At 40.2% G+C, this 25,881-nt stretch carries 24 protein-coding genes and 1 riboswitch; of the genes, 7 read left to right on the top strand and 17 right to left on the bottom strand.

The genetic code is table 11. The features are described from left to right. Positions 1-856: 856 nt before the first annotated feature. The 4 genes from ACDX78_RS02610 to ACDX78_RS02625 all read left to right on the top strand — a co-directional run bounded on the left by ACDX78_RS02610 (position 857) and on the right by ACDX78_RS02625 (position 3,944). The gene (locus ACDX78_RS02610; protein ID WP_486025121.1) at positions 857-1,402 is read left to right on the top strand and encodes a hypothetical protein; all 546 of its coding nucleotides are present in this window, start codon (positions 857-859) and stop codon (positions 1,400-1,402) included. 96 nt (positions 1,403-1,498) lie between these two features. Next, a complete protein-coding gene (locus ACDX78_RS02615; RefSeq protein WP_486025123.1) occupies positions 1,499-2,311 on the top strand; it encodes a hypothetical protein in 813 nt (270 codons plus the stop codon). Positions 2,312-2,570: 259 nt separating this feature from the next. After that, a complete protein-coding gene (locus ACDX78_RS02620) occupies positions 2,571-2,834 on the top strand; it encodes a hypothetical protein (RefSeq protein WP_486025125.1) in 264 nt (87 codons plus the stop codon). A gap of 144 nt (positions 2,835-2,978) precedes the next feature. Next, positions 2,979-3,944 (top strand): hypothetical protein, encoded by a 966-nt coding sequence (locus tag ACDX78_RS02625; protein ID WP_486025127.1) that lies wholly within the window; start codon positions 2,979-2,981, stop codon positions 3,942-3,944. 250 nt (positions 3,945-4,194) lie between these two features. On the opposite strand, the gene ACDX78_RS02630 is transcribed toward ACDX78_RS02625, so the two are convergent. Both ACDX78_RS02630 and ACDX78_RS02635 read right to left on the bottom strand, forming a co-directional pair. Further along, entirely contained in the window at positions 4,195-4,965 is a 771-nt protein-coding gene (locus tag ACDX78_RS02630) for an enoyl-CoA hydratase (protein WP_486025129.1), read from the bottom strand. Between the two features lie 560 nt (positions 4,966-5,525). Next, on the bottom strand, positions 5,526-5,882 hold the full coding sequence (locus tag ACDX78_RS02635) for a YlbF/YmcA family competence regulator (RefSeq protein WP_486025131.1): 357 nt from the start codon (positions 5,880-5,882) through the stop codon (positions 5,526-5,528). A gap of 138 nt (positions 5,883-6,020) precedes the next feature. Here ACDX78_RS02635 and ACDX78_RS02640 point away from each other — a divergent pair, with 138 nt between their 5' ends. Then, positions 6,021-6,917, top strand: coding sequence for a PucR family transcriptional regulator (locus ACDX78_RS02640; RefSeq protein WP_486025133.1), 897 nt, complete (start codon positions 6,021-6,023; stop codon positions 6,915-6,917). An 85-nt stretch (positions 6,918-7,002) separates the two neighbouring features. After that, on the top strand, positions 7,003-8,100 hold the full coding sequence (locus ACDX78_RS02645) for an ABC transporter ATP-binding protein (protein WP_486025135.1): 1,098 nt from the start codon (positions 7,003-7,005) through the stop codon (positions 8,098-8,100). Positions 8,101-8,379: 279 nt separating this feature from the next. On the opposite strand, the gene ACDX78_RS02650 is transcribed toward ACDX78_RS02645, so the two are convergent. The 15 genes from ACDX78_RS02650 to ACDX78_RS02720 all read right to left on the bottom strand — a co-directional run bounded on the left by ACDX78_RS02650 (position 8,380) and on the right by ACDX78_RS02720 (position 24,664). Beyond that, positions 8,380-8,736 (bottom strand): hypothetical protein, encoded by a 357-nt coding sequence (locus tag ACDX78_RS02650; RefSeq protein WP_486025137.1) that lies wholly within the window; start codon positions 8,734-8,736, stop codon positions 8,380-8,382. Positions 8,737-8,907: 171 nt separating this feature from the next. Further along, positions 8,908-9,078 carry a YuzK family famiily protein gene (locus tag ACDX78_RS02655; protein ID WP_486025139.1) on the bottom strand — a complete coding sequence of 57 codons (171 nt, stop codon included), beginning with the start codon at positions 9,076-9,078 and terminating at the stop codon, positions 8,908-8,910. Positions 9,079-9,310: 232 nt separating this feature from the next. Then, positions 9,311-10,195 carry a MetQ/NlpA family ABC transporter substrate-binding protein gene (locus ACDX78_RS02660; RefSeq protein WP_486025140.1) on the bottom strand — a complete coding sequence of 295 codons (885 nt, stop codon included), beginning with the start codon at positions 10,193-10,195 and terminating at the stop codon, positions 9,311-9,313. Positions 10,196-10,253: 58 nt separating this feature from the next. Then, on the bottom strand, positions 10,254-10,919 hold the full coding sequence (locus ACDX78_RS02665) for a methionine ABC transporter permease (RefSeq protein ID WP_486025141.1): 666 nt from the start codon (positions 10,917-10,919) through the stop codon (positions 10,254-10,256). Further along, positions 10,912-11,943, bottom strand: coding sequence for a methionine ABC transporter ATP-binding protein (locus tag ACDX78_RS02670; protein ID WP_486025300.1), 1,032 nt, complete (start codon positions 11,941-11,943; stop codon positions 10,912-10,914). The genes ACDX78_RS02665 and ACDX78_RS02670 overlap by 8 nt, the downstream gene beginning before the upstream one ends. A gap of 87 nt (positions 11,944-12,030) precedes the next feature. Further along, positions 12,031-12,141: riboswitch (SAM riboswitch) on the bottom strand. A gap of 166 nt (positions 12,142-12,307) precedes the next feature. Then, the gene (locus tag ACDX78_RS02675; RefSeq protein ID WP_486025143.1) at positions 12,308-12,622 is read right to left on the bottom strand and encodes a thioredoxin family protein; all 315 of its coding nucleotides are present in this window, start codon (positions 12,620-12,622) and stop codon (positions 12,308-12,310) included. Positions 12,623-12,648: 26 nt separating this feature from the next. Beyond that, on the bottom strand, positions 12,649-13,014 hold the full coding sequence (locus tag ACDX78_RS02680; RefSeq protein ID WP_486025145.1) for a toprim domain-containing protein: 366 nt from the start codon (positions 13,012-13,014) through the stop codon (positions 12,649-12,651). A gap of 82 nt (positions 13,015-13,096) precedes the next feature. Further along, positions 13,097-13,477, bottom strand: coding sequence for a glycine cleavage system protein GcvH (gcvH, locus tag ACDX78_RS02685; protein ID WP_486025147.1), 381 nt, complete (start codon positions 13,475-13,477; stop codon positions 13,097-13,099). Between the two features lie 66 nt (positions 13,478-13,543). Further along, complete coding sequence (locus ACDX78_RS02690; protein WP_486025148.1) at positions 13,544-13,900, bottom strand: arsenate reductase family protein; 357 nt, start codon at positions 13,898-13,900, stop codon at positions 13,544-13,546. Between the two features lie 203 nt (positions 13,901-14,103). Further along, entirely contained in the window at positions 14,104-17,439 is a 3,336-nt protein-coding gene (locus ACDX78_RS02695) for an ABC transporter permease (protein WP_486025150.1), read from the bottom strand. Further along, positions 17,436-18,128 carry an ABC transporter ATP-binding protein gene (locus ACDX78_RS02700; protein WP_486025152.1) on the bottom strand — a complete coding sequence of 231 codons (693 nt, stop codon included), beginning with the start codon at positions 18,126-18,128 and terminating at the stop codon, positions 17,436-17,438. Before ACDX78_RS02700 ends, ACDX78_RS02695 begins: the two co-directional genes overlap by 4 nt. Before the next feature lie 246 nt (positions 18,129-18,374). After that, the gene (locus ACDX78_RS02705; protein ID WP_486025153.1) at positions 18,375-20,159 is read right to left on the bottom strand and encodes an acyl-CoA dehydrogenase family protein; all 1,785 of its coding nucleotides are present in this window, start codon (positions 20,157-20,159) and stop codon (positions 18,375-18,377) included. A gap of 65 nt (positions 20,160-20,224) precedes the next feature. Further along, positions 20,225-21,400: an acetyl-CoA C-acetyltransferase gene (locus ACDX78_RS02710; RefSeq protein WP_486025154.1), complete on the bottom strand. Its 1,176-nt coding sequence runs from the start codon at positions 21,398-21,400 to the stop codon at positions 20,225-20,227. Positions 21,401-21,419: 19 nt separating this feature from the next. Then, the gene (locus tag ACDX78_RS02715; protein ID WP_486025156.1) at positions 21,420-23,819 is read right to left on the bottom strand and encodes a 3-hydroxyacyl-CoA dehydrogenase/enoyl-CoA hydratase family protein; all 2,400 of its coding nucleotides are present in this window, start codon (positions 23,817-23,819) and stop codon (positions 21,420-21,422) included. A gap of 692 nt (positions 23,820-24,511) precedes the next feature. Further along, complete coding sequence (locus ACDX78_RS02720) at positions 24,512-24,664, bottom strand: hypothetical protein (RefSeq protein ID WP_486025157.1); 153 nt, start codon at positions 24,662-24,664, stop codon at positions 24,512-24,514. A gap of 215 nt (positions 24,665-24,879) precedes the next feature. On the opposite strand from ACDX78_RS02720, the gene ACDX78_RS02725 reads away from it, so the two are divergent. After that, positions 24,880-25,833 (top strand): metal ABC transporter solute-binding protein, Zn/Mn family, encoded by a 954-nt coding sequence (locus ACDX78_RS02725; RefSeq protein WP_486025158.1) that lies wholly within the window; start codon positions 24,880-24,882, stop codon positions 25,831-25,833. Positions 25,834-25,881: the final 48 nt, after the last annotated feature.

The following is a 25,881-nucleotide window of genomic DNA, read 5'->3' on the forward strand; positions in this document are numbered from 1 at the left end:
TGGATAAAATTGCCCCAGAGTCACAGAGAGATGATACGCATTCTCTGTGATTTTTTGGTAAGCTCGAAAGGATTAGAGTCATTCTATTCAGCTGGTTAGATCGATTTTGATGAGCTGAAAGATAATAAGGCGTGCTCTATCTGATATTTGGAGCAGGTTTCAGCTCCGTACAGGGTCTTAGAGGTTGTCTATCTGACATTTGGAGCAGGTTTCAGTTCCGTACGGGCTCTTAGAGGCTGTCTATCTGACATTGGGAGCAGGTTTCAGTTCCGTGCGGGCTCTTAGAGGTTGTCTATCTGACATTTGGAGCAGGTTTCAGTTCCTTGCGGGCTAATAGAAGTTGTCTATCTGACATTTGGAGCAGGTTTCAGTTCCGTGCTGGCTCTTAGAGGTTGTCTATCTGACATTTGGAGCAGGTTTCAGTTCCGTGCGGGCTCTTAGAGGTTGTCTATCTGACATTTGGAGCAGGTTTCAGTTCCTTGCGGGCTCTTAGAGGCTGTCTATCTGACATTTGGAGCAGGTTTCAGTTCTTTGCGGGCTCTTAGAGGTTGTCTATCTGACATTTGGAGTAGGTTTCAGTTCCGTGCTGGCTCTTAGAGGCTGTCTATCTGACATTTAGAGCAGGTTTCAGCTCCATGCGGGGCTCTTAGAGGTTGTCTATCTGACATTTGGAGCAGGTTTCAGTTCCGTACGGGCTCTTAGAGGTTGTCTATCTGACATTTGGAGTAGGTTTCAGTTCCGTGCGGGCTCTTAAAACCTTGTATGATTATTAAACTCTAACTCCGGAAGCAGCAGTATAAGAATCAAACTCTACAGTCCTAATTTTTCATCCTACTTATTAAGAGAGGTAATAAACGTGTTCCAAAAACTATTTTCACGACTACATATGATCATAACCAGATTTTCTATATATTCCTTGCTGAAGTCCAGTGGAAATAAATTAAAGGATAGCAATACAAATGCGAATATCGGCATCATCATGAAACAATACGAGGATAACCTTGTTCAATATCATAATCTGAATGAAGATTTAACAAGAGGCGATGTTACCGCCCAATCCAGGAATGGCCGACGACTGGTTTCCGCTTTTGACGCCAACCATGACAAAAGGGAAGAAGACAATTTCTACTTCCAAGTAGCAGATCATTGGGTAAAAGAATTCGGAAAAAACCTGCTCCAGGTCTCTTTACTATTCATTATCTTGTTTTTGATTTGGTATGCGGCAGGTTTATTCCTGCACCAGTATATAAGCGGAATTTTAGGTTCTATTTTTATACTGGGAATCATTCTGTTTCCTCTTTTAGGCTTTCTTTTTGCCAGTATTGGAAAAGGGGCAAAAAAATATATACTGATAGCTTTGCATATTATATTCTTATTTGCAGGTGTCATGATCATTTTATAGATTTATTCTTCTATTGGAAAAGAAGGATTCTAAGGTTTACTTATAGATGAATTATGTAAATAACCGAGCTAAAGTATTTGCAGAGGAGGATATGCTTTGATCGCAGAAATGTACAAACGCCGGGAGAAAATGGGATATCTTTTTTTAGGATTTATTATATTGATTATTCTTTGGTGGGTGCTATTCCAAACACCCGGAACCACATCAGAATGGTTGGAAATGCTGATTTTCCTCATGCCGCTCGGCTTAATTTTCGCAATTATTATCATAAGCCGTTCTCACTACAATAGAGTAAAGAACATGAACATTCACAATTCGAAACAGGGTATACTTGACCTGAATAATGTGGTGATTAAAAAAGATGTATCTCTCACTCCAAGGTTACTTCTTTTCGAGAAAAACGGAAACTTTATTGGCATGGTAAAGCCACTGGATATTCCTTGGTGGATGTACCCTTTTCAATTTTTTTACGATGCTATACTCGAATTCCTTCCATTAACTTATGGATTTATATCATATGATGGGGAAATCCTATTTACATTCCGGAAAAAGGGTTGGCTAAAACGGACGAAATTAACCATCTTTAACCAGGAGAAAAAGCAAATTGGCAAATACATACAGGAAGAACTAAAGTCTCTATTTCAGATAAAGGGCGAATTGTTCAATGAAAAGGAAGAGCAGATTCTTTCTATTAAAGCATCCGGTATTTCCGGAAGTTTCAGCTGGGACGATGAAGAAGGTAATCAATGGGCTTACTTTTACAACGGAAAATTTCCTCACGAATACACAAATATATTCAGAGATATACAAAATGATATTGTAGCACTGTCGGATGAACTTTCAAAACAGGATAAGATCCGGCTGATGTCGGTTATTGGGTATTTGTTTATGGTACGAGTGAAACAGTGAAGCTGCTTTTTCAGGTATGAAACTTCCCGCAGTTTCCTCCATGTTAAACGCGCAGCTTTTAATCAGAAAGAATACATATGCCCATTATGGCATTTCTCAACTCAACTTCAAAAATGCGAACGTTAAGTTATATATATCAATTACCTTAACGAAATGAGGCTAAATATAAGAAAAGCTATCATTGGGTTAATTATAATGAGCTCATTGACGTTAATTATATTAATTTTTGTAAATGAGAATAATGCAGACCCAATCAATAATGATAAAAAATTATGGCAAGTGTGGAGAGTATAATCAAATTGTAGAATCCCAAATTCTTACGGATATTGGAAACACCCTTTATGAAGAAAAAAATTATTCATTTGGCATAGAATATGATGTTTTTTCTGATAAGCGTGTTAACGTAACTATTAAGATAGCCAACAAAAAAGTAACCGAAGATATTGATAATGAAATACAACAAACAGCTAAAAAAGTTATGCAGAAAACAAATTTGATCCAGAATTATTTAGTATCACCGTAACAAACTATTAAAATTAACTAAATAAAGAAATTAATTATTGGAGAAATACGCTGCGGGGAAGGAATTCAGTTGATACATATCGAATATAATACATAGGTGCAATTTATAAACCAACGAAATTTTCTTTCAGGCAAGGTGTGAACAATGAAAAAAGAATCCTTCAGCAAAATTAAAACGTATTTGTTGATCATCATTTCTTTGGTGCTCATCATTACCGGCGTACAGCTTTATCAGAAAAACCAGGAAAGCCAGCGTCAATACGAATCATTTTTGAACCAGTTTTATTTTAAACTAGAGTCAGCAATGAGTTCTTTAGATACCGTTTTAGAACAGGAATTGGAAGGTAACAACTTGGCGCGGGCCCTGCTGCAGATTGATCAGAGTCTGGAACAAGCAGACCTTATACTGAATGCAGGCAGCCGTTTTGTTGATCGTGAGATCTACGGTCATACACTCCTGTTTTCAAATCACCCAATAAATCAATTTGCAGAAAATAATACGTTAGCCGAGGAAGAACTGCAATACCTGGAAAATTTGAAAAAAGACTTGGAAACCATCCAGACGGGTTTGTACTCGGATGAAACCGGCCAGGAAAATCCCAACCTGAACGCCCGTCAATTTAACGATGTCATAAGAGGATCAGGACTGGAATCAGGCTTTCTAACGGAGCATAAATCTATACCTGTCCCCTTCCAAGTGATTGAACCAGAGCAAGCACCAGAACGCATACAGAAATGGCTGGAGAAAAATGAATCAGTCGAACAGAGTAAAGCGTTCCTTGTCGATGGCAAAACATATGTATTGGCTATATCCGGTTACGGAGAAGATGGATTAAACCAAGTGGAAATAACTGACATGGTGCTAAAACGAGGCGGGATTGATGTTACCCATCAAATTGTACAAAGTGATGATGCCAAACAGGAAGACGCGGTGGCAATCGCCGAATTGGAAGAGATGGAGCGATCTTTTCAGTTTACTACATCTGTGGAAATTGAGGAAGAGTTTGAAAGCACAGGGAGAAGTAATACAGCGCAAGCCGGTGCCGAAGCTTTCGTTGAGTTGGTACCACCTGAAAAATTGTCGGAAGATGGTCAGATAGTGGATGAGTAAATATTAAAAATTTACCAGATCCGTTGTTTTCAATTCCCCCTGCTAAATAAGCAATTACAGGCATATAATGTTTGTGTGAATTTTATTAACCAATCAATTAATCAACCAATCAGCGGATTGAGGATGAAATTTCCTCTTTCCGCTGGTTTACTTTTACGTTTGTCACGTTTTCAACTCACACTAAGTACAATCATAAACAATATACCTGATACCATTCGCCCCTTGCTAACTCTTAAATCACTTCTCACACTTACTTCCCTTTAAATACCGGCTTCCTCTTCTCAAGAAAAGCCGCAACCCCTTCTTTATGATCTCCCGTGCCACGAAGATCCCACTGAGCTTGTTGTTCTTCTTCCAGATAGTAGATTAATTCTTTTTCTTTTGCAGCATGATAGATCTGCTTTGTTTTCAGCATAGCTATAATTGGAGTAGTCAACAGCTTGTTTGCAAATCCTTGCGCATGCTCAATAACTTTGTCATCTGTTGTCATATCCACAAGCCCCATTTGTTTTGCTTTTGTAGCTTCCATCTGCTTCAAGCCCCAAATAAATTCTTTTGCTTTTTGCGTGCCAATGCGCTCTTGCAGCCAGAAATGGCCACCGCCATCAGGTGCTAAACCGATTCCAATAAACAGCATACCAAGCTTGGCTTCATTTTTGGCAATGACGTAATCTGCAGTCAGTGCCAGGCTAAGGCCGAGACCCACTGCAGAACCCTGGATTGCTGAAACAACAATCTTAGGCATCATATACAGTTTCCGTACAATTTTTTCAATGGTCTTCATCACCTGATCGAAGAATTCTTTTTCTGAAAAGTCCTTCATCATGGAAATGTCTCCACCTGCACAAAAAGCATTCCCCTCACCAGAAAGGATTAAGATCTTATCTTCGTTTTTATCAGCTTCTTCTACCGCTCCCAGCAACTCCTCCAGCATTTCTTTATTCAATGCATTATACCGTTCGGGGCGGTTAAAATGTATGTACGAAATATTATCTTTACTTTCATATGTTACTAAACTCATATCTAGTCCCCCTATTAATATTACTTATTTACATTATTCGACATTTAGCACGAAATTCCTGCTTTAAATTCGAAGTCCACAGTTTTCCTGCCTGTTAAAGACAAAGATCTATGAACTCGTAGTAATAATATTTATATTTTCAGTTTCTTTGATATAAAAAAGAAACACTCTCCAACGAGGTATGCTCCTTTCAATATATCTGAATAAAAGTGTTACTTCTACATATCCCTCGGTATTTCGCTAACTTTACGCTCTGCCAGTCCAGTGATATCTGCCACAGATTCAACTCCTATGCCTCTTTCCAGCAGGCGGAGGACTTAACGGGGAGTAATTCTAATGAAAATATATCAGAATTAACAAATACAAACAAATGTTTTCATTTAAAATTTTTTTATCATGTTTTCTAGCATGAAAGACATTTGCATTGATTACCAAAAAAACCAAAATAAAAAGGACTTAGATGAAATCTAAGCCTTGTTAACAGCAACTTGCTGTATAATTGGAATAAAAACCAATAAAACCCGCAGTTCCTTCCCTGCGAGTCTATATGTAAACACTATTTAATTGTTCTGTTCATCCGTTCCGTACAATTCCTCCAGCGGTTTTGTGATAATACGGCTCACATCATTAATAACCATGTTCAGACGCTGTTCTTCTTCCATCAATTTGGAAATATCCTCATGCTGCTGTACCAGCTCTACAACCTGCCTGGCTTGTTCCACTTCTTCCTCTGGAATATCTTCGCCTTGCATTTGTTTTTCCTGCAGTTCCATTTGGACATTGCGAAAACGGTCAAACATTTGCTTTGCCTCCGGATCATTCATCACCGCATCGAATGCTGATTTTAAATTAGCAAATTCATCGCTCTCTCGGATTGCTTTTTCCAAATCATATGCACTATCATAAATATTAGGCATATATATAATCCTCCTCCGAATTACAACTTTAGTACCTATTCACTATAACAAACTGAGGATGCCATGTATAGCAAGAAGAGAAAATCAATTTTTTCCGTTTTTCTACAAGTTAATTGCTCAAAGAAAAGAGGTTCTTATATGATCAATCATCTTCAAAATATTTTCCCTTCCCTGATAAGCTATGATGAAAAAACGTCAGACATGTCTGATGCCTATCAATGGTTTGTTACTGACAAGGAGGAAGTTATCGGGATTAAAGAAAATGAATTAACGCCAAAAGACGTGAAACTGCTTACGGCATTTTTGTCTCCTTATAACAGCAGACTGCCGGTTCAAACGAAAACAGAAAAGCAATGGCTGGAAATCCTGTATGATCCCAACTGCCAACCATTTATATCAAAAAAACAAAAACCATTTCGTTTTGTTCATTTTTCCATCAAGAAAAACCAGATCTCCGCTCATGCTTTTAAGGCGGCAATTCATGAATTATTTACTGCAACTGTTCCGATTTTATGGGAAAACGAGCATGAAGGTATTATAGTGGAAGAGTTAACAACATCAGACGAACGCATTTCCTATGAGCAGATTATCGATATCTTAATGAGTGACCTGTCCGGTACTATTCATTTTTATGTCGGTCCCTATCTGACTGATCTGCAAAAAATAAAGGATTACTATGCCACCATTATTCTGGGTGCAAAAAGTGTTTTTTCCTACACGGATAAATCAGTAGTTACTTATGTGGAAGCAGCCCCTTACATATTGATAAACCAGGCTGAAAACAGTTTCAAAGATTTACTGACTGCAACTGTATTACAAGAATTTGCAGATGAAGAGGATCTTCTGCACACTCTGTATACATTTCTCCGGTGCAATTTAAACGTCACGCTGACTGCCAAGGAATTATATATGCACCGGAACAGCCTTCAATATAGATTGGACAAATTTTATGAACAAACCGGGATTGAAATCAGGGAATTTGATCAAGCAATCACCGTATATTTAGCACTACTGGCCAAAATGCACAAAGAATAGCTTAAGCTTTGTGCATGTTTACCATATTCATGGATCCCCTACTTCTATACAATGAATGTAACACACAAAGAGATGGGGGAAAAGAATGGCTGAATTACGATTGGAAAATATTAAGAAAATGTATGACAAAGACGTACTTGCAGTGGATGATTTCAACTTACATATTCAGGATAAGGAATTTATCGTATTTGTCGGTCCCTCCGGCTGTGGGAAATCCACCACACTCAGAATGATTGCCGGTCTGGAGGAAATCACAGAAGGCGAATTCCTTATTGATGATAAAAAAATGAACCAGGTGGCGCCAAAAGACCGGGACATTGCGATGGTCTTCCAGAACTACGCACTTTATCCACATATGAACGTGTATGATAATATGGCATTTGGACTGAAGCTGCGCAAATTTAAAAAAGCGGAAATTAAAGAACGAGTGGATAACGCAGCAGAAATTTTAGGATTAAAAGATTATCTCGACCGTAAACCAAAAGCACTTTCCGGCGGGCAGCGCCAACGTGTTGCTTTGGGAAGAGCCATCGTTCGTGATGCGAAGGTATTCTTAATGGATGAGCCTTTATCCAACCTGGATGCAAAATTGCGTGTGCAGATGCGCGCGGAAATTCAGAAGCTTCACCAGCGTTTGCAGACAACAACGATCTATGTAACACATGACCAGACGGAAGCAATGACAATGGCCACCAGACTTGTCGTCATGAAGGACGGTCTTATCCAGCAGGTTGGTGCACCGAAAGAAGTATACGACGAGCCGGAAAATGTATTTGTCGGCGGATTTATTGGATCTCCATCCATGAACTTTTTCTCAGGCAAGCTGACTGATGGAGTGTTTGATTTAGGGAATGTGAAAATTAAAGTTCCTGATGACAAATTGAAAATATTAAAAGAGCAAAATTATCCTGGGAGAGATCTTATTTTAGGTATTCGCCCTGAGGATATTCATGATGATACCGACTTTCTCGAAGCCAATCCGCAGTCAACCCTAACTGCAACTATTGAAGTAGCTGAATTAATGGGAGCAGAATCCTATCTCTATTCCAAAATAGATGAACAGGATTTTGTAGCCAGAGTGGATTCCCGCACGGACGTTTCCGGAGGCAAAAAAGTAAATCTGGCATTTGATATGACAAATGCGCATTTCTTTGATGCAGATACGGAGGAGCGGATTAGATAGTTAAAATAAAAAGATGCAAAAAAATAATCCACCCCTGAGTTGAAGGCTCTGGTGGATTATTATTGCCAAATGCCAATCCCCCTTGAAGGGAATTAAGTTATTGTGTTAGATCGTTAGCGTGTCCGCGCTGACGATCTTTTAATTATTATATAAATTTCTACCTATAGTGTACCTTATTTTAGTCAAAATTAAAAACAATGTATTATTTACAGGTTTAACCTAATAAAATTCAAAGTATATTGATTTAATTTATAATGAATGTCTGTCTGCAAACCTAGATTATCTTTCATCAATCTCAATAATTTCTGCCCCAACCACAGGCGGATCAGAGAACAAGGCAGAATCACCCGTAACAGCTTTCATCCTGTATTCATTGTTTGGAAATAGGTTAAGCTCATCGAATTCAATGTGATTTCCATTAACTATAATCTCACTTCTGTTGTCGATTGTTATATTGTATTTTTGATTACCAGAAAACAACCCTGTTTCTACTTCAATAGAATAACTTGTTTCATTATAATAGGTTTCCGTTATATCTCCCGTAACGTCCCAGACTGAAAAATAATTTGTAAATATAAATACGCCAATTGCAAGCCCAGTGATAAATATGATTATATAAGCTACCTTTTTCTTCATTAAACCCTCTCCCGAAACACTACTCATATCATTATAACTTATTTATCTGATCCTTTAATGCATTCGACAATACCTTTCTTAATTCGACACCTTCAAATTTCGCTAACAGATCCTTAAAACATTACACAAAAAAACTGATGCCCCATCCATGAGCACCAGTTTTTTCAATTATCATCGCTGAATTTGACTATCAATATCATTGGTTAAATGTTTACATGCTTCATATTCTTCTTCTCTTCTTTTCTCAACAGCAATCCGGTTTTCCAGTTTTCTTTCATATTCTGCATAGCCCATCTTGTGTGACTGCTGCATTGCTTTTTCCATTTCCGGAGTATAATTCATCCGTATTCCACTATGAATAGTGAACCATCCTTTCGTTTTCTGTACAATAACAAGACTAACATAAGGACGATTCCCTCTACAATGTGAATTTAAACGCCTCTCATGCAATTATCCAACGTATCACTTACTTATCATTTACTGTTATATTTATACATAAACATTTGGCTGATTCCTCGCATATAATATAAAATGCTTTATATTTGCAGAAAAGTAATCGTTCCTGTAAAAATGACTAGTTGTTTCCTCCAACAGGAACTACTGCACCATCATAGTTTTCCAAAATAAAGTTTTGGATTTCCTCGGATTGCAACACTTCGACCAGCTTATTCAATGCTTCATTTTCCATGTCTTCAGCACGTACACCGATAATATTCACATATGGTGAATCTTCTCCTTCAATAAATAACGCATCCTCAAGCGGGTTAAGGTCGGCATCGATCGCATAGTTTGTATTGATGGCAACCAGTGCATCTTCTTCAGCAAAATATTGCTCAGGAAGGAATGCAGGGTCTACATCCGGTGAAAAAGTTAAATTAAGCGGATTGTCTTCAATATCATCCAGGGAGAGTTCTTCAGGATCAACACCTTCAGGAAGTGTAATTAAACCTTCTGATTCAAATAATGCCAAAATACGGCCGTGATCTGCTACAGAATTACTGATGATTACTTCTGTACCATCCGGAATATCATCCACACTTGCAATGCCCTGGGAATAAACACCCATTGGCTCCACATGAATTCCATCAATATAATCAAGCTCATACCCTGTATCACTGATCGTCTGTTCTAAAAACGGGATATGCTGAAAATAGTTCGCATCCAGTTCCCCACTTGCCAGGTCATCATTTGGAAAAACATAGTCCTGATATTCTTCAATATTTAATGTTATATTTTCTTCTTCAAGCAAAGGACGTGCTTCTTCTAAAATTTCAGCATGCGGTGTACTGGAAGCTCCTACTGTAATTTCAGCAGGCTCTGTTTCTTCTGCTGCTTCGTCTTCGGTTGTTTCTGCATCATCTGCTGTGTCATTTTCTGTAGTGTCATTATCGGAATCTCCGCCACAGGCAGCCAAGAATAAAACTAATAAAACAGATAAAAATACAAGTAATTTTTTCATGAGTCATTCTTCTCCTTTGATGTTGTTTTTTATAAAAAGGTTAATACCTAATTATTCACTAACGTTTATCCAGTTTTTTCGTCATGAAATCACCGATAAACTGGAACAGAAATACGATGATTACGATAAGAACGGTGGATACAAGCACGATATCCCAGTCCCTGCGCTGGAAACCAAAGTAATAAGCATAGTTTCCAAGTCCGCCTGCACCAATGGCACCGGCCATTGCTGTGTAGCCGATTAATGCGATGGCTGTTACCGTTAAACCTGAAACAAGCGCGGGCATGGATTCCGGCAGCAGGACTTTAAAAATAATTGTCCTCGTTTTTGCTCCCATTGATTTTGCTGCCTCAATGACGCCCTTATCCACTTCCTTTAAGGCAATTTCCACGAGTCGTCCGTAAAAAGGAGCCGATGCAATAATTAAAGCCGGTAAGGCAGCTGTTGGCCCGCGGAGTGTTCCTACCAAAAGATTAGTAAACGGAAATAATAATAATATCAAAATAATGAATGGGATGGCTCGAAATATGTTTACAACGGTAGCCGTAACCATATTTAAGTATTTGTTTTGCCATATTCCGTCTTTATCTGTCATATATAACAGCAGACCGAGCATAATTCCAAAGATAAGCGTGCCTGTCAGGGAAACTATGGTCATATAAAATGTTTCATACGTAGCCTCTATCAATTCCTGCGTATCCAGATTAGAAAAGAAATTATCCATTATGCCCGACAACCTCCATTTCCACAGAGGTTTCTTCATGAATATAGCGAGTGGCTTTATTAATTTCCTCTTCATTTCCTTCCAGTTGTACAATTAATGTTCCATACGCGCCAGCCTGCGTTTGGGTGATTTTTCCCTGAAGGATATTAATTGCAAGATCAAATTGCTTTGCCAACTGGCTTATCAAGGCCTGATTAGTAATTTCACCGACAAAATGGAGCCTTACAATTTCACCTGTTTCATATTGCTGAAGCAAATACTCCATGCTGTCATCCTCATCATTTGTCCCCATCACCTGCTCAACAAACTTCTTGGTCACCAATTGCTCCGGCTTAGAGAAAACATCGAGCACATCACCCTGCTCTACAATTTTCCCATTTTCCATTACTGCTACCCGGCTGCAGATTTTACGGATTACATGCATTTCATGCGTGATCAGGACTATTGTTAATCCAAGTTTATCATTAATATCCACGAGCAAATCCAATATGGAATTAGTTGTTTCCGGATCAAGCGCAGACGTTGCCTCATCACAAAGCAATACTTTTGGATCATTTGCCAGTGACCTTGCAATGCCGACCCGCTGCTTCTGTCCCCCGCTCAGCTGGGAAGGATATGCCTTTTCCCTTCCGGTCAGGCCAACCAGGTTAATCAGATTTTGCACTTTTTCCTTGCGTTCTGCTTTGGAAACACCCGCTATTTCAAGCGGAAATGCGATATTATCCTCCACTGTCCGTGACCAAAGCAAATTGAAATGCTGAAAGATCATCCCGATATCCTGTCTTGTAATGCGCAGCTGCTTACTATTTAATGCGGTGACTTCTTTTTCGCCCATAACCACCCGGCCGCTAGTAGGCTCCTCCAGACGATTAAGCAATCGGACAAATGTACTTTTGCCTGCTCCACTGTAGCCAATGACTCCAAAGATTTCACCTTCATTGATCGAAAGGGTCAAATCGTCTACAGCTGTAATTTTCTTATTATTTGAGGTGAAAATTTTACTCAAGCCTTCGATTGAAATCAGAGCAATCCCTCCTAACCTTTCGGCTTTCCAAATTTAAAAACGCCTTTCTGTAAGAGAACAGAAAGACGTTATTTATGTCTTCTCGTTCTCTCATCTGTCAAAGCAAATTGCTTTGCAGGAATTAGCACCTTTCAAATACAAAATTTGAAGGTTGCCGCGGGTTCACAGGGCCAGCCCCTCCCCCGCTCAGGATAAGAGATCAAAATAATTATTTGAGTTTGATAGATATTATATTAGCACTTTCTTTTGTAAGTGTCAATTAAATTATTGGTGATGCGAAAGGTAAGTGATGAGGTGAAAGAGAAAAATCATTTCCATAAATGTGAATTAAAAGCAGCTATGGATCCTACCTGCCAATAGCCGCTTAATTTCTCGTAAACATTTCCGGCTTATACTCATATAAATAGGTATAAATATTGGGGATCGAACGAAAGGCATACACTTTTTCCTGAATCTTTCCGTCTCTTTTTATAAGCAGACAGGGTACACTTTCTATCTTTTTATCCTGCATAAATTCCGGGTAGAAAGAGGCGTTCATCTCATAAAAAATATCCTTCTGATGGACAGATTCAATTTTTTCCAGCATGGTTCTGGCTAAATTGCAAGTGCCGCAAAAAGGGGTGTAAATATATAATAAATAGTCCTTCTGTTCCAGTTGCTCTGTTGATGTTTGTATCAAAAAATCACCTTGACTTTACTAAGATTCTATTTTTCTCTATCAATCAGAAAAAACGGATCCACTTTGATATGTTTACCTAAAAGTGCTCCTGCCAAAATATGCCCTGGTGTTGTGGCAACTTCCCGGTATTCACCGCTCACATAAATATGCTCCGCATGCGGTAGTTCCCGCGACAATTGTTTCCGGAGCTGGATGCCAGGTTCGTCTTCATCTGTTAAAATATAGACTTCTTTATGATCCAGTTCATATTCTTCCAGGAGCTCATCAAATTTTTCCACACCAAGTGTGCCATTCGTGCAAATTATCGTGAGATCCTCAACAATCACTTTATCGAGCTCCCTTTTATCTGTCAATCCTTCCACAATAATAATTTTTTCCGACTCATTCATCATGCTGTTATAGCACTCCTATTATTAAGTAATAAAAACAAGGCTGACACATACACGCCAGCCAGGTAGTTACCGATGAATTCATTTATTCACTTATTTCTTCTTCATAACCTTCCGCTGACAGCAAATCGTCCAACTCAGATTCATTGGATAGCTCCACAACAATCATCCAGGCATTTTCATACGGTGATTCGTTTACAAATTCCGGGCTGTCCTCCAGTTCTTCATTAACTTCCACGACTTTTCCGCTGACCGGCGCATACAATTCGGATACTGTTTTTACCGATTCCACACTTCCAAACGGTTCATTCAGTTCCAGTTCATCTCCAACTTCCGGAAGTTCCACAAATACGACATCACCAAGTTCATCCTGTGCAAAATCCGTAATCCCGATGCGCACTTTGCCGCCTTCCTTTTTTATCCACTCATGCTCCTTGGAATACAATAAGTCCTTTGGTAAACTCATATAAATCCCTCCAATAAATATTCGTACTTTTACTATACTAATTAATCAGCCGTTTATCCAGCGTTTTTAAAGCCAAGTTTCTTCAAATAGTTCCTCTTTAAAACCGACAGTCACCTTTTCCCCGTCCGTAACGATGGGCCGCTTGATCAGCATGCCGTCTGATGCCAATATTTCTGCCATTTCTTCCGTGCTGGCATCCTTTATTTTATCCTTAATATTTAATTCTCTATACTTTTTCCCGCTCGTATTAAAAAATTTCTTTGCGGGAAGATCGCTTTTTTCAATGAAGTCTTCCATTTCATTTTGTGACGGCGGGTTCTCGACAATATGTATACTATCGTACTTTATATTATGTTCATCCAGCCATTTTTTTGCATTCCTGCATGTACCACATTTAGGATACCAGTAAAATTGCATTGCCATAACCAATCCTCCTGTCTTTGTTTCATCCATTTTCATTATAGCAAAGAGGATAGAGGGAAGGCTACAAATTCATTTGATCATCATAATGCACTGTTAAAATAGTCTTAGAGAAAAAATAAAAATAAGACCCTCGTCATCTTCCAGCAAAGGACTTTAACATGATAAAGTGATCTAAGCAACCATTGTCTGGCCCCATCACTATTCTAATGCGCACCCCCTCCTGCTTCTCCCTGGCTTAACACGACCAAAATGCCTCTTGAATACCCTGATGCCATAAAATGGAAAAGATAATCCTCTTCCTGTTCTGCTACTTCAAATTCCAAAACTGCTGTTATTTCACCTTCTGGATCCAGCCAACCTTCCTCTTCATCCCAACCTTCACTTTTCTTTACTGTTATCTCGGCAGGTTCATATATATCTGCAAAAGGATCACCTGAACTTCTTAATGTAAAGTTTTCCTCCACATTCATTTCTTGCGGGCGAACCTCAAGATTTTTAAATGTAAACTCAACCGCAACTGTCACAAATCCATCTTCGGGCTCCGGCAGATTGCTTTCCACTTCGTTAGCATGAAAATCAGCTGTAAACGCAGATAAGTTTTCACCAGGTTCCAATATATATAAATACCTATCTTCCGTAATTCCTCTATTAGGGTACTCCTCATCGAGATCTATTTCTTCGCTTTCTGCTTTTTCCTGTTCCTCTTCAATATCAGAAACCGCTGCATCCTCCCTATCTCTTGTTACCTCTCCAACATCTCCTGCAGTCGGCGTAACCTCTATATCGACATCGCTAGATTGTGCCTGTTCTGTCATTTCCGGAACAACCTGTACCATCATATATGCGAAACCTGCAAACAGCGCCGTTCCTGCCGTGGCTACTACTCCCTTAAGCAAATTCTTTGAGGTTTTTTTATTGGAATATTTTCCTCCTATCCCTTGGGTCGGGTGAATGCTTACTGCGCGCTCTGCCGGAATAATAGTTCCGATCATCCCTATAATAACTGGAATGCATCCCGTAGAGATTATGAACAAAATTTCAGTAGTAGGATATTCGCCAAACAAGCCCCACATCATACTAAAGGCAAATACAAGAGCGATGACCGCAGCAGCTATACCACTCAATAAACCTTCCGACCAAATAAGCATACGAATACTGCTATTTTTCCAGCCTATCGCTTTCAACAGCGCAATTTCCTGCTGGCGTTCCGCGATATTTTGCCACATAATTTCCGCTGTAGTTAATACAGCCATAATTAACGCCACGATGATAGCTGCGTAATGGACTGCACCTATTTCAAGTGCTGTATATTGACCTAACCATGTTGTATACATAACACCCTGTAGACGGAATGTTATATGAAGGAATAATGCCAGTAAGCCCGTAGGCAAAGCAATGGCAATGATCGACAACAGACTCCGTTTCCATTTTCCGATGAAATGATTAAAGGCCATCGAAAACAGTCCTCTGGTACGAAAAACCCTATTGCCAGCTTTCGAAATCTCCCCTGTCTGCATCGCTTCATACGGGGAAATATTCCTTGTAGCTATCGCTGGTAATACTGCACCAAGTAAATATATGGAAAAGCCAAATAATCCTGTCAGCAAAAATCGAATGGGTGATATCACGGTATCTGTAGAAAGATAAATGTATGCAAGGATCATCCAGGATATCATGGCGACAAAAGCACCTAAAAGAAACGATTCCGTAAATAGCAACCTGCTTAATTGCCCCGGCCGCCAGCCAATGGATAGTTGTGTTGCAAATTCCTTTCTTCTTGCCAGCAGCGAAACAAGCGTCGATGCCCATACATAAATGACAGCAACAGCTATGACACTCAGGATAATACCAAAATAGCCAATGGTGCTTTCCCTGAATATCGAAATGGATGACCCGATATTTACCCAAGGCTGCTGCAGCCAGCCAATTTCCTCCTCGTCATTAATGAGCGGGACATGTGTTAATGTGGGCTGAGGTGATGAACCCAACGTTATATCCGTCATCAGCCCAGTCTCCAATTCAATTTCCTGTGCAATGCTTTCCAAAATTCCCTGGCTTTCCTCACTCATATCCGCTACCCCTGCCACTTTCACACGAATGGCAGCAATTGGTTCCTCGCCGAGAATTTCCTCTGCTGCATCAATGGTTGTCAGCATATTCGGCGGGTTTGTCAAAAAATCATAAGGATTATCCGTCGGTTGTAATGTTTGAGAAGGATTTACAGGTTCATTGTTTGCATCAATGACCAATTCTGCCGTGGCAGGTCTGTAGGTTTCCATTGGCAATTCATTCAAAGGATCCATGGAAATAGACAGTTCGCTCGGGTCATAAAAGCCGATCCATTCAGGTTTGATGCGCTGCCATCCACTAAAATCCTCCCCAAATACTTTAGGCTCTCTGAAGGACTCTTCCCCTACAAATATCGATGGATTTTCCTCCATATTATGAAACGGTTGAACCTGATAGGCAAATGGCCACTGATCTTCAAAAGGGCTTGTAACAGGACGGTACGCCAGTGGACTCGCCCTAAAATTCATAAACCCTACCTCATCTTCCACTTCACCCATCTCCGCTGCATCCGTCTCCAATGGTTCTTCTGTATCCGGATCGATTCCTATAATACTGTTGACCAGGAATGAAAATGCTTCTTCCGAGGTGTACGAATAGTTTATTGCATCATGTCCTTCAATGGTCTCAAGATAGTCACTTCCGCCATTTTCTTTGATCGACTCAAGTACATCATTTGCGGTACTTCTGTCAAACGGAATATCCAGACGTTCAATCGTAAACTCAACCTGTTTATCATCAAAAGCATGGTTGCTCACAATAACCGGAAAACCAATGTAATTCATATCAGAGGCATATCTTCCTTCATGACTGCTATCCTCTTCAGCAAAATATCTGCTGTCTCCGGAAGTGATTACGGCTTCATCCAGACCGACGAGCTTTGCTTCCTGTTCCGGGTCTATTCCTGCAAGTAATGCTTGGGTGAATACACTAAGATGACTACTGGGCGCCCCAACACCATAATCCGTTTTGCCGGCTAAATTTTCTTCGATCACCGGCCAACCCCCGTAGGCAAAATAATAATTTGAGGATCTGGTCACATCCTGAATCCCATTATTCATTACCTCTTCCTGTGTACGCCGATATATACCATCTTCTTCTAATTCCACTTCGTCAAAATCAACAGTATAAGATGCATAGCCAATCATGGAAATGGGAGCCGCTATTTCAATGCCTTCTATACTTTTTATATTCTCATATTGCTCCACACTGATGCCGCCATCCAGTCCGCTCAAATAATTCGGCTCCAGCAAATCCTGTTCTTCCGTAATACTTTGGGAGCCTTCCGGTCGAACGAGAATATCGTAAGAAGCTGCCCAGCTTTCCTGAAGCGTATTTTCAATAGTGCCTCTATTCGCATCGGAAATACCTACCAGATACGTCAGTCCCCCACTAATAATAAGCGCCCCAATAAACAGCAAAAACAATCTTTCCTTACGTCGCCACCAGTTTTTCCAAATAAAACGAATCATACGCCAATACCCTTTTTATCGGATAGTAAAATACCATCTTCCATGGTTAGTACTCTATCAGCTTTCGCGGCAAGGGCGGAGTCATGGGTAACAAAAATGACGCCACAGCCTTCCTCCTGATGAAGTTCCTGCAATAAATGAAAGATCTGTTCCCCGGTCGCTGTATCCAGGTTCCCGGTCGGTTCATCCGCCAGAAGCCAGCTTGGTTTATGTACGATTGCCCTTGCGATAGCAACTCGCTGCTGCTGCCCTCCGGATAATTGAGAAGGCAGGGATTGATATTTGTCAGCTAAGCCAACTTGATTCAAAACTTCCTTGGCTCTTTCCACTTTTGAGTAAGGTACTTTGCGGGCAAACAATGGTGTAAGGACATTCTCTAATGCCGTCAATGTAGGAAGCAGATGAAACTGTTGAAAGATAAAGCCAATCTCATGAAAGCGAAAATCCGCCAGTTTCTTTTTACTTTTTCCGATCATTTCTTCATTATCATAAAGAATTTTCCCCGAGGTTGGTTTATCCAGTGTTCCGAGTAAACTTAACAGCGTTGATTTTCCTGAGCCGGAAGGACCAACTATAGCTGAAAAATTATCAGGATAAAATACGGTGGATACATCCCGAATAGCAGGTATTTCAACGCCATCCCCTTTAAACGATCTCCCGGTTTGGATGCAAGTAATATTGGTAATCATGGAATCCCCCTTTTGAATGGAAATAAACGTACAAATAATAAATGTTGTATGAAATTATAACATAATTATCAAAATAAATATTCAATTGATTTAATAGGGAATAATGAAAGCAATATTTTGGGATATGTTAATAAACAATATATTTAACATGTCTTTTTCAAAGTTATAAAACAAAAACATACCACCCGTCCAACAGATGGTATGTTTTTCCAAATAAGTCATTTTTAAAAAAGGATTTATCTTCTATTAAACTACGTACTTCTCTTCTTCAATAATCTTCTTCGCAATTTCACGTTTCTTCGCAATTACGTTTGTCGGTGTATGACGTGTCAGCTTGCGAAGGGATGAAAGCATCATTCTTAGTGAGTCGCCTTCTTCCACTGCAATTAAAATCTCTTTTGCATCTGCTTCAATCCGGTTAAATGCAACTTGTGCATATACTTGAGTGTACAGAAGTTTTTGTTCGCTCTTGTCTTCGCCGGATTTACTGATTGCTTTTTCTGTACGGAGGATAGCTGACTCCATGTTATATACTTCTGCCACCATATCTGCCAGGTTTGCAAGAATTTCCTGTTCATTTTCGATTTCTTTCATATATTTCTGTGCTGCCAGACCTGCGCCAAGCAGAACAATTTTCTTCGCATTGGTCAGTAAATGTTTTTCCTGTTCCAAAGCTTCTGTTCCTACTTCTTCAGGCATCATCATCATGATTTCTTCTTGAAGGCTTTGTGCTTTTTGGAACAATGGCAGCTCGCCTTTCATAGCTTTTTTCAGCAATGTTCCAGGTACAATTAAACGATTGATTTCATTTGTACCTTCAAAAATACGGTTAATACGGGAGTCACGGTACATACGCTCTACTTCATATTCCTGCATGAATCCGTATCCACCGTGCATCTGTACAGCTTCATCCGCTACATAATCAAGCAGCTCGGTTGCCATGTACTTGTTCATGGAACATTCGATTTGATATTCGGCAATCGCTCTTGCTACTTCACGGCCGTCTTTTAATTGTTCATCTGTTAAGGAGCCCATTCGCTGCTCGAATAAACCTACGGTCCGATAAACTGAACTCTCATTTGCATAGGTTTCCGCTGCCATTGTACCAAGCTTTTCCTGTGTTAATGAAAAACTGGAGATTGGTGTATCAAACTGCTTGCGCTCGTTTACATATTTTGTTGCGAGTGCAATACCCTGTTTAGCACCACCTACACCACCGATGGCAAGCTTATAGCGTCCTACATTTAGAATGTTAAATGCAATGATATGGCCGCGGCCTTTTTCACCAAGCAGGTTTTCAACAGGTACTTCCGCATCTTCCAGCACTAAAGTACGAGTAGAAGAACTCTTAATTCCCATTTTCTTCTCTTCCGGTCCAGTGGACACTCCTGGATATTCACGCTCCACGATAAATGCAGTGAAATGCTCGCCATCAATTTTTGCATATACAATAAACACATCTGCAAAAGCAGAGTTGGTGATCCATTGTTTTTCCCCGTTTAAAATATAGTGGGTGCCTGCATCATTCAGTTTTGCCGTCGTTTTTGCCCCCATGGCATCAGAACCGGAGCTTGGCTCTGTCAGTGCATAGGCTGCCAGTAGTTCACCTGTTGCCAGCTTTGGCAAATATTTTTCTTTCTGCTCATTATTACCGAAAAATACAATTGGCAGGGAACCGATTCCAACATGTGCCCCGTGTGTTACGGAGAAGCCTCCCGCACGCGAGAATTTTTCCGTAATCAAGGAAGAACTGATTTTATCCAGCCCCAGTCCGCCATACTCTTCCGGAACATCAACACCAAGGAGTCCTAAGTCTCCGGCTTTTTTCAACAAGTCAACTGAATGCTCAAATTCATGATTTTCCAGATTATCTACCTTTGGCAAAACATCATTGGACACAAAATCCTCTGTCGTCTTTGCAATCATATGGTGCTCTTCTGTAAAATCTTCAGGTGTAATAACGTCCTCACCCGTTAAATCTTCAACTAAAAACGCGCCACCTTTAAATAACTTATCCTTTGTTTCGCTCATGTTTATCTTTCCTTTCCAATTGGAAATTACTATTCTTTCAAACTTTTTCTACTAACTTCATAGATTTACAGGAGCTCGAAAACTCCGGCAGCACCCATGCCTCCGCCAATACACATTGTAACCACACCAAACTGTTCGTTACGGCGTTTCATCTCATTGATTAGCGTCAATGTTAATTTGGTGCCGGTCATCCCAAGTGGATGGCCTAGTGCAATGGCACCACCATTGACATTCACTTTAGATGTGTCCAGATCCAGTGCCTCAATAACCCTGACAGATTGGGAAGCAAAAGCTTCGTTAAGTTCGAATAAGCCAATATCCGATAAATCTAAACCGGCAATCCTCAATGCTTTTGGTATCGCTTCAACTGGGCCGACACCCATGATTTCCGGTTCCACACCTGCTACTGCAAAGGAACGGAATTTTACAAGGGGAATCAATCCCTCGCCTTCCGCTTTTTCCCGTTCCATAACAAGTACTGATCCGGCTGCATCACTCATTTGTGATGAGTTCCCAGCTGTAACTGAACCTTGTGCATGAAATGCCGGACGGAGATTTGCCAGGATTTCTGGTGTTGTGCCAGCCCGTACTCCTTCATCCATCTCAAACAAGGATGTTTTTTCTTTCACCTTATTTTTCTCACCGATAACACGCTGCGTTACTTCTACAGGTACAATTTCATCATTGAACTTTCCTTCTTCAATTGCTTTTGCTGCACGCTGATGACTTTGAGCAGCAAACCGGTCCTGATCTTCCCTTGAAATACTGAAACGTTTTGCCACTTCTTCCGCTGTATGACCCATTCCCATATAATATCCTGCTGCATCCTGAACAAGCGTTGGATTTGGCTTGATAACATGACCGCCCATTGGAATCAGGCTCATCGATTCTGCCCCGCCGGCAATGATCGTGTCACTCGCTCCTACTATAATGCGCTCGGCTGCATAGGCAATACTTTGCAGACCGGATGAACAATAGCGGTTAATCGTAATTCCCGGCACGTCTTTCTTTAATCCGGCAAGCCCGGCAATATTGCGCGCCATATTCATTCCCTGTTCGGCTTCCGGCATGGCACAGCCGATAATGACATCATCAATGTTTCCGTCATAGTTATCTGCACGCTTCAGTGTTTCTTTAATTGTTAAGGCTGCCAAATCATCCGGACGTGTGCCTGCGAGTGATCCTTTATTCGCTTTGCCTACAGGGGTTCTTGCACCTGCAACAATTACTGCTTCCTTCACATTTCTTCCCCCTCTTCTTTTAATTGCGTAATGGTTTTCCTTTTACCAACATGTGCTGCATTCTTTGTTGTGTGAGCGGTTCTCCGATTAAGCTCAAAAATGCCTCCCTTTCCAGATCAAGCATAACCTGTTCATCAATGACGGATCCTTCTTTAATTCGCCCGCCTGATAAAACATATGCTAACTTTTCTGCCATTTTCACATCATGATCTGACGCGTAACCGCTAAATTGCAATGACTTCGCACCAAGCAGCATAGCAGCATAGCCTGCATCACCAACAACCGGGATTTTCTCCCTTTGTGGAGCCTGATAACCTGCTTTTGCAAGTGCCAATACTTTTTCCTTCGCATCATGCAGCAGATGATCCGCATTTTTACTGATAGAATCTTTCGCGTCCAGGAAGCCATTTTCCCGGGCTTCTTCAGCTGATGTGGATACTTTTGCCATGGCTACTTTTTCAAAAACATCATTAGCTACTTTGGACAAATCAAAATCAATTCCCTGCGGTAAATTGCGTAACTCTTTCAGATAAAGTTCTTTTGTTCCACCGCCGCCAGGGATTAAGCCAACACCGAATTCAACAAGTCCCATGTATGTTTCTGGTGATGCCTGGATCGCTGCTGCGGGCAAGGAAACTTCCGCACCGCCACCGAGCGTCATATTAAATGGAGCAGCAACCACCGGTTTATTGGAATATTTAATGTTCGTCCCCATGTCTTGGAATTGACGGACAACCATATCCAGTTCAAAGAAATTATCATCTTGTGCTTCCATTAGCATCAATGCCAGGTTGGCACCTACAGTGAAATTTTTTCCTTGGTTTCCAATCACTAGTCCTTCGTAGTTTTTATCTACTTCTTCAATAGCGAAATTCATCATTTGCATCGTGTCCAAGCCGAGCGCATTACTCTTAGAATGGAATTCCAATGCTGCAACCCCGTCTCCTAAATCAATCATACTGGCACCGACGTTCTTTTTAATGACCCCTTTTGTATCTTTTAAGCGCTTCAAATTGATTTCTTTCGGATTGAACTGCTGCTGTTTATATTCACCCTGGTCGTAATAATAAACATTGCCATTTTCCTGTTTATAGAAGGATTCATTACCTACTTCCAGCATGTTCAGTACCCATTCAGGTACTGTTTCCCCTTCTTCCTGCATGCGTTCCACTGATTTTTTCAGCCCGATGGCATCCCAAGATTCGAATGGTCCCATTTCCCAGCCGAAGCCCCATTTCATTGCCTGGTCAATGGAGAGAATGTCATCGGCAATTTCTCCTGTAAGCTCAGCAGCGTAAATCAATGCAGGTTTTATGACAGACCAGACGAGATCTCCGGCTTTGTCTCCTTTTGCTGATACTAGCGCTTTCAATTTACGCTTTGAGCCTTTTTCCTGTTTGGCTGCTTCTGTTGCATTTGTTTTCAATTTCTTTCGGTCTTCATATTCCAATGTTTCCGGATTCAATTCATAAATGACACTGCCGTCTTTTCCTTTTTTCTTCAGGAAAAATCCTTGCCCACTCTTGGCGCCGAGCCAGCCTTTTTCATTCATTTTTTTCATGAATTCCGGTATATTGAATACTTCTTTTTCCTCGCCTTCCACTTGATCATACACGTTTTTGGCGACATGAATAAAAGTATCCAGACCAACTACATCAAGAGTGCGGAAAGTAGCACTTTTCGGACGGCCAATCATCGGTCCTGTCACAGAGTCTACCTCGCCTACACTGTAATTTCCTTTCATCATTTCCCTTACTGTAACGAGAAGGCCATAAGTTCCAATCCGATTTGCGATAAAGTTCGGTGTGTCTTTTGCTTCTACGACACCTTTTCCTAATGTATCTTCTGCAAAGGCTTTCATAAGTTTCAGTACTTCCGGATCCGTGTCTTTTGTCGGAATTACTTCAAGCAATTTCAAATAACGCGGCGGGTTAAAAAAGTGTGTTCCCAGGAAATGCTTGCGAAAATCTTCAGAACGTCCTTCAGCCATAGCTTCTACTGAAATCCCTGAAGTATTTGAGCTGACAATCGCGCCTTTTTTACGGTATTCCTCCACATTTGCATATACTTTTTTCTTAATATCCAGATTCTCTACAACAACTTCAATAATCCAGTCCACTTCAGATAACTTCTCCATGTCATCATCCATATTGCCTGTTGTGATCAAATCAAGACTTTTGTTTGTTGTAATCGGACTTGGCTTTTGTTTTAACAGTGCTCTTTTGCTGTCTTCAGCTATGCGGTTGCGAACCTTTCTGTCTTCCAAGCTCAGCCCTTGTTTTTCTTCTTTTTCTGTTAGCTTCTTTGGTACGATGTCAAGCATTAATGTTGGAATACCTGTGTTAGCCAAGTGAGCTGCAATGGCAGATCCCATGACACCTGACCCTAAAACAGCAGCACGCTTGATGGAAAGCGTCATAATTTTATCCTCCAATCATATTTTGAATGAATCCTCATTCATTTTTATTACGAAAAATAAAGATAGTTTCCTATCCATCTATAACACTACTATAAATTATCCGACGATTTTTCGCAATAAATAAGGGGAATTATTTTTAGAAATTGTATCTGTAAAGGACTCGATACTGCTAATCGGTAGTTTTAGTAAAATATTTTATCATGATGGCAAACTCGAGTACCTCATTGTTCAAATTCCCACTCAATGAGGTACTCGATAACCTTTCCAGTATACACGTACAATCCCAAATTGATATACACATTTGCAATAATCATTTTTTCAGCTGCAACAGAAAAGCAATCCCCCCTTACTGCGATTGCTTTCCAAACCCATCCCTGGCGGCATTGGGGTAGTGTTGGGCCAACTCCATTTCCACTAAATTTAATATCAATATCATTACGGATATCCGGTAATGATTCGCCTTCTTCAAATTTAGCAACCCTATTTCCGCAGTCTCAATACAAATGGCACAGCCTAATCCCATGATATCTAACTCGGCAGTAGTCTCATTAAAGTCCTCTACAAAGCAGTGCTTACATGCTCATATCCATTGCTTTTATGATACACGCAATAATATAGCATATAGTCAAGTACATCCAGATATTGAATAACCAATTCATACGCCCCTTGTACATACGGTTCATCCACTTCATTTAAAAATTACGGGCTTCTTTTTCCGTGCTACAGGTCAACCCTTCTAGTGAATCATCTATCTGTGAACTATTCTCTGCGGTATTAGCTTGATCATTCCAACAAGCTGCAAGTGCCACAACTAACGCGAAATATATAAACATGAATTTCTTCATTGAAAGTACTCCTTTTTACTATGATTTCTTCCATTATACTATCGGTGTAGTAAAGATTAAGTGGGAAAAGTCACTTCATTCGTGACAAGTTTAAGACAGTTAGCACCTTATCCTTATACGGAAGCAACTACTAGATCATAATCATTACTATTTACAAATCGGAATCATTACGATATAATACAAAAAGTAGATTGCGAACTTGGGAGGCTGCAAGATTGAAAGCACTAAAATTACTTATTTTTATTAGTTTAATTGGAATGCTGGCCATTGGCTGTTCCCCGTCAGATGATGCTTCATCTGACACATCTAATGGATTAACGATATATACAACGATTTATCCTATCCAGTATGCTGCTGAACGGATTGGTGGAGATACGGTGGAGGCTGAATCTGTATTTCCGCCGGGGGTAGATGCACATACTTATGAACCATCAACACAAGATATGACAAAAATCGCCGATAGTGATGCATTCATTTATTTAGGTGCAGGGATGGAAGTATTTGCTGAAACATCTGCAAATGCACTTGCTTCACAGGATGTGGCATTAATTGAGCTCGGACAGCAGGAGGAACTATTTCATATGGAAAATGGTGAGGGACACAGCGGCGAGGATCATGATCATGACCACAACGGACATGATCACGGTGATCACAATCCGCATATTTGGATCGATCCACTTAGAATGCTTGAAATGGCAGGCCTTATTAAAGAAGAAATGATTTTATTGAACCCGGAACATGAGGAATTATATGAAGAAAATTATGCTGCATTGAAACAGGATCTTAACGAATTGCATGAAGAATTTTTAGCAGTTCTAGTTGAAAAAGAAAACAAACGACTGCTCGTTTCTCATGCTGCATTCGGTTATTGGGAAAGCCGGTACGGTATCGAACAGATTTCCATTCACGGGCTGTCTACCAGTAATGAGCCCTCACAAAAGGAATTGACAGAAATTATTAATACAGCGGAAGAATATAATATGGAATATATTATTTTTGAACAAAATGTATCGACTCGTGTTTCTGAAATCATTCAGGAGCAGATCGGTGCAGAAGCTTTGGTCATTCACAATTTATCTGTATTGACTGATGAGGATATAGAAACAAACGAAAACTATTTTTCTTTAATGGAGAAGAATTTAGAAGTGCTGGATGAGGCTACAAACTAAAGCTTAAGGTGGCAAACAGCATGATTAGTAATTTTTCGAGAAAGGAGG

The organism is Virgibacillus oceani, from assembly GCF_041521345.1.
Lineage (GTDB): Bacteria > Bacillota > Bacilli > Bacillales > Amphibacillaceae > Virgibacillus_N > Virgibacillus_N oceani_A.

Excerpts from the sequence above, each read along its gene's own strand:
- ACDX78_RS02620 (WP_486025125.1), top strand. The coding sequence starts at position 2,571 with ATGATAAAAAATTATGGCAAGTGTGGAGAGTATAATCAAATTGTAGAA.
- ACDX78_RS02645 (WP_486025135.1), top strand. The coding sequence starts at position 7,003 with ATGGCTGAATTACGATTGGAAAATATTAAGAAAATGTATGACAAAGAC.
- ACDX78_RS02700 (WP_486025152.1), bottom strand. The coding sequence starts at position 18,128 with ATGATTACCAATATTACTTGCATCCAAACCGGGAGATCGTTTAAAGGG.
- ACDX78_RS02695 (WP_486025150.1), bottom strand. The coding sequence starts at position 17,439 with ATGATTCGTTTTATTTGGAAAAACTGGTGGCGACGTAAGGAAAGATTG.
- ACDX78_RS02640 (WP_486025133.1), top strand. The coding sequence starts at position 6,021 with ATGATCAATCATCTTCAAAATATTTTCCCTTCCCTGATAAGCTATGAT.
- ACDX78_RS02625 (WP_486025127.1), top strand. The coding sequence starts at position 2,979 with ATGAAAAAAGAATCCTTCAGCAAAATTAAAACGTATTTGTTGATCATC.
- ACDX78_RS02705 (WP_486025153.1), bottom strand. The coding sequence starts at position 20,159 with ATGAGCGAAACAAAGGATAAGTTATTTAAAGGTGGCGCGTTTTTAGTT.
- ACDX78_RS02635 (WP_486025131.1), bottom strand. The coding sequence starts at position 5,882 with ATGCCTAATATTTATGATAGTGCATATGATTTGGAAAAAGCAATCCGA.
- gcvH (WP_486025147.1), bottom strand. The coding sequence starts at position 13,477 with ATGAGTTTACCAAAGGACTTATTGTATTCCAAGGAGCATGAGTGGATA.
- ACDX78_RS02715 (WP_486025156.1), bottom strand. The coding sequence starts at position 23,819 with ATGACGCTTTCCATCAAGCGTGCTGCTGTTTTAGGGTCAGGTGTCATG.
- ACDX78_RS02630 (WP_486025129.1), bottom strand. The coding sequence starts at position 4,965 with ATGAGTTTAGTAACATATGAAAGTAAAGATAATATTTCGTACATACAT.
- ACDX78_RS02665 (WP_486025141.1), bottom strand. The coding sequence starts at position 10,919 with ATGGATAATTTCTTTTCTAATCTGGATACGCAGGAATTGATAGAGGCT.
- ACDX78_RS02680 (WP_486025145.1), bottom strand. The coding sequence starts at position 13,014 with ATGATGAATGAGTCGGAAAAAATTATTATTGTGGAAGGATTGACAGAT.
- ACDX78_RS02655 (WP_486025139.1), bottom strand. The coding sequence starts at position 9,078 with ATGAATTATACTCCGGAAATGGAAAAAGCAATGCAGCAGTCACACAAG.
- ACDX78_RS02650 (WP_486025137.1), bottom strand. The coding sequence starts at position 8,736 with ATGAAGAAAAAGGTAGCTTATATAATCATATTTATCACTGGGCTTGCA.
- ACDX78_RS02690 (WP_486025148.1), bottom strand. The coding sequence starts at position 13,900 with ATGGCAATGCAATTTTACTGGTATCCTAAATGTGGTACATGCAGGAAT.
- ACDX78_RS02660 (WP_486025140.1), bottom strand. The coding sequence starts at position 10,195 with ATGAAAAAATTACTTGTATTTTTATCTGTTTTATTAGTTTTATTCTTG.
- ACDX78_RS02720 (WP_486025157.1), bottom strand. The coding sequence starts at position 24,664 with ATGAAGAAATTCATGTTTATATATTTCGCGTTAGTTGTGGCACTTGCA.